The sequence below is a fragment of the Arenimonas sp. genome (genome assembly GCF_019459675.1).
Lineage (GTDB): Bacteria > Pseudomonadota > Gammaproteobacteria > Xanthomonadales > Xanthomonadaceae > Arenimonas.
Genome location: NZ_JAIBFH010000189.1, coordinates 1 through 3,829, shown reverse-complemented (window position 1 = coordinate 3,829; position 3,829 = coordinate 1). Strand labels below are relative to the sequence as shown.

Annotated in this window: 3 protein-coding genes and 1 pseudogene; 3 read left to right on the top strand and 1 reads right to left on the bottom strand. The window is 67.8% G+C overall.

Translation table 11 applies throughout. From position 1 onward, the window contains the following. Positions 1-172 precede the first annotated feature (172 nt). Entirely contained in the window at positions 173-631 is a 459-nt protein-coding gene (locus K0M70_RS06660; protein ID WP_290780839.1) for a hypothetical protein, read from the top strand. 201 nt (positions 632-832) lie between these two features. Here the strand turns inward: K0M70_RS06660 and K0M70_RS06655 are convergent. Beyond that, a pseudogene (locus K0M70_RS06655) lies at positions 833-2,017 on the bottom strand (serine hydrolase domain-containing protein); the annotation flags it as partial. Positions 2,018-2,098: 81 nt separating this feature from the next. On the opposite strand from K0M70_RS06655, the gene K0M70_RS06650 reads away from it, so the two are divergent. Together K0M70_RS06650 and K0M70_RS06645 are read left to right on the top strand one after the other, a co-directional pair. Beyond that, the gene (locus K0M70_RS06650) at positions 2,099-2,683 is read left to right on the top strand and encodes a LemA family protein (RefSeq protein ID WP_290780837.1); all 585 of its coding nucleotides are present in this window, start codon (positions 2,099-2,101) and stop codon (positions 2,681-2,683) included. A 55-nt stretch (positions 2,684-2,738) separates the two neighbouring features. Continuing rightward, positions 2,739-3,829, top strand: a 1,091-nt coding sequence (locus tag K0M70_RS06645) for a M48 family metallopeptidase (protein WP_290780835.1), incomplete at its 3' end; no start/stop codon positions are given.

Sequence of the window (3,829 nt, the reverse complement as noted above, 5' to 3'; positions counted from 1 at the left end):
CAACGCCCGGACCGGTCTCGGCCCGGGCGTTTTGATTCCCGGCGCAGGCATGCGCCGGCCCCAACCCGTCCTCCGCGCATCGAGCGCGGCGGCGGTGCGCCGCGGGAATCCTCCCGTGGCGGTGGCTTTGTGACTGGGCAGTCCAAACGCCAACTGACGAGGAGTTGACACCATGGCTACGAAGAAAGCTGCGAAAAAGCCGGCCAAAAAGGCCGCCAAGAAGACCGTGAAAAAGGCCGCTGCCAAGAAGGCAGTGAAGAAGACCGCGAAGAAGGCTGCCAAGAAGGTTGCCAAGAAGCCGGCCAAGAAGACCGCCAAGAAGGCTGTCAAGAAGACCGCCAAGAAGGCTGCCAAGAAGACCGCCAAGAAGGCTGCCAAGAAGTCGGTCAAGAAGACCGCCAAGAAGGCTGCCAAGAAGTCGGTCAAGAAGACCGCCAAGAAGGCTGCCAAGAAGCCGGCCGCCAAGAAGGCTGCCAAGAAGTCGGTCAAGAAGACCGCCAAGAAGGCTGCCAAGAAGCCGGCCGCCAAGAAGGCTGCCAAGAAGCCGGCGGCCAAGAAGAAGGCAGCGCGCAAGCCTGCTGCCCGCAAGGCTGCTGCGATGCCGGCCGCCCCGGTTGCTCCGTCGCTGTAAGACGGAACTGCCAACGCTGTAATCCGGACTCTCTCCCCGTGTTGCCCAGGCGGGGGGGGAGGCTCCAGGAAAGCTTCAGTCAAAAACGCCGGCCTTGCGCCGGCGTTCTTGTATCCATGGGAACGGTGCGGCCCAGGCGTCGGGCCGGCGGGGCGGAGCTCAGCGCCGGCGGCGCGGGGCGGCGCGCACGGGCTCGGGCGCAAGCCATTCGCGCTTGGGCAGCCCCAGGGCGCGGTCCAGCGTGGTCGGCAACAGCCCGTTGGGCATGCCGCTTTCGCTGTTCCACAGAATCACCACGCCGATGTCGCGGTCGGGCAGGAACGCCGCGATCGCCCGGTAGCCCTGCACGGCGCCGCCGTGGAAGACCAGGGTGTGGCCGGCGTAGTCGTAGATCCGCCAGCCCAGGCCGTAGTAGGCACTCTTGAGCCGCTCCCGGCGCCAGCCGCCGCCGCGGATTTCGCCTGGCGTGGATACCTGGGGGGTTTGGATCTCGTTGAGCAGTTCGGCCGAAAGGATGTCGGGGCGGTGTCCCATCTGCGCAATCAGCCACTGCGCCATGTCGTTGACGCTGGCGTTGACGCCCGCAGCCGGCGGGATGCGGTAGTAGGTTTCCTTCGGCCGCACCGCCAGCCACTTGCCGCCGCTGCGCACGTGCGGTCGCGCCCAGCTCGGGCTGGCTTCCAGCCCGTCGCGGCCGAAGGTGGCGCCGTACATGCCCAGCGGATGGAACAGGCGCTTCTCGACCTGGTGCGAATAGAAGTCGCCCGTGGTGGCGAACACAAGGTCGCCGACCAGGCTGAAAGCGATGTTCTGGTAGGCGTAGCAGTCGCCGGGGCTGCAGGCCATCGGCGCTTCCGACAGTTTCTCGGCCAGCAGCGGATAGGGCTGGTTGGCTTCCAGGTCGCGGTCGAACGTGTTGTAGCCCAGGCCGACGCGGTGGCTGAGAATCTCGCGCACCGTCAGGCGCTGGGCGCCCTGCAGGTCGCGCAGGGCGAACGCCGGCAGCTGGTTGGACACCGGGCTGTCCCAGGACATGGCGCCCTCGCTGACCAGGATCGCGCTGATGGTGCCGGCGAACGCCTTGGACAAGGACGCGATGCGGAACACGGTGTCGGGGCCGACCGGCTGCGGGTTGCGGCTGTCCACCACGCCGTAGCCCCGCGCGGAAACCACCTTGCCGTCCTGCACGATGGCCATCGCCATGCCGGGGATGCGCGATTGCTGCACCAGGGTGTCGGCCAGGCTTTCGATTTCCTTGGCCTGGGCGCTGAAGTCGGGCGCCTTGCCGGTGCCGGGCGCGGCGGCAAGCGATGCCGCCCAGCCCAGCGAGGCGGCCAGGACGAGGAGGGTGGTGATACCCGGGGGGGCGGCTTTCTTGAGTGGCATGACCGACGTATGCTGGCGAGACCAGGCCATTCTAACGCGGCAACCGCGCAGCGGCCTGAATACAGGGGACACGAAATGATGATGACATTGCTCGTGCTGGTCGTGATCGCGGCCATTGGCCTGTTCTGGGGCGTGGGGATTTACAACGGCCTGGTCACCGCCCGCAACGCCTTCAAGAATGCGTTCGCACAGATCGACGTGCAGCTCACGCGCCGCTACGACCTGATACCCAACCTGGTGGAAGTGGCCAAGGGTTACCTCAAGCACGAGCGCGAAACGCTGGAGGCCGTGATCCAGGCGCGCGCTGCCGCGGTCAGTGGGCTGGCCGCCGCCAAAGCCAATCCTGGCGATCCTGCGGCGATGGCGGCCCTGGGCGGCGCCGAGTCCGGCCTGGCCGGCGCACTGTCGCGGCTGATGGTGGTTGCCGAAGCCTACCCGGACCTGAAGGCCAACCAGAACATGATGCAGCTGACCGAGGAATTGACCTCGACCGAGAACCGCATCGCGTTCGCCCGTCAGGCCTACAACGACAGCGTGATGGCTTACAACAACCGGCGCGAGGTGTTCCCGTCGAACATCATCGCCGGCATGTTCAGCTTCCTTGCCGCCGCCCTGCTCGAAATCACCGATCCGGCGCAGCGCCAGGCGCCGAAGGTTTCGTTCTGACGTCGTCGCCCCCGCCGGTTTGCGTCGGGGGCTTTCCTGCGGAGGCGCCACGCGCATGAATTTCTTTGAGCGCCAGGACCAGTCCCGGCGTCAGTCCAAGCGGCTGGTCCTGCTGTTCGCGGCGGCCGTGGCGGCCATCGTGGTGGCCATGAACTTCATCGTGCTGCTGGTGGGCGGGGGCTTCAACGAAGCCACCTTGCCCGGCGCCAGGTGGGCGGCCGTCATCGCCACCACGCTGGGCACCCTGGCGGTGATCGGCGTCGCCTCGATGTTCCGGATTTCCAGCCTGCGCGCGGGCGGCGCGGCCGTGGCGACGCAGCTGGGCGGCACACCGGTGCCCGAGGACACGCACGACTTCCACTACCGCCGCCTGCGCAACGTGGTCGAGGAAGTCGCCATCGCCTCGGGTGTGCCGGTGCCGCAGATCTTCGTGCTGGAGCAGGAGGCCGCCATCAACGCGTTCGCGGCCGGCTATTCCAGCAGTGACGCGGCCATCGCCGTGACCCGGGGCGCGCTGGACAAGCTCAACCGGGATGAACTGCAGGGCGTCATCGCCCATGAGTTCAGCCACGTGCTCAACGGCGACATGCGGCTGAACATCCGCCTGATGGGCGTGCTGTTCGGCATCCTGGTGCTGGGCATCGTCGGCCGCAAGATACTGGTGCACGGCCGCGTCGGCGGCAGTTCCCGGGGCGCGCTGCCGGTGATGGCGGTGGCGCTGGGGCTGGTGGCGGTGGGTTCGATCGGCATGCTGTTCGGCCGCATGATCAAGGCAGGCGTGAGCCGGCAGCGCGAGTTCCTGGCCGACTCGTCGGCCGTGCAGTTCACGCGCCAGACCAAGGGCCTGGCCGGTGCGCTCAAGAAGATCGCCGGCCTGGGCGAAGGCTCGAAGCTGACCAGCCGGGACACCGAGGAAGTGGCGCACATGCTGTTCGGCGACGGCGTGGGCTATTCGTCGCTGTTCGCCACGCATCCGCCGCTGGTGGCGCGCATCCAGGCGCTGGAGCCGTCGTTCAAGGCCCAGGCCCTGGTGGACCTGGGCGCACGCTGGCAGATGCGGCCACCGGCGGGCCTGGATGAACACCAGGCCCGGGGGCGGGATGCGCGCGCACCCGCGCCGCTGCCCGGCGATCGCGCCGAGCTGAG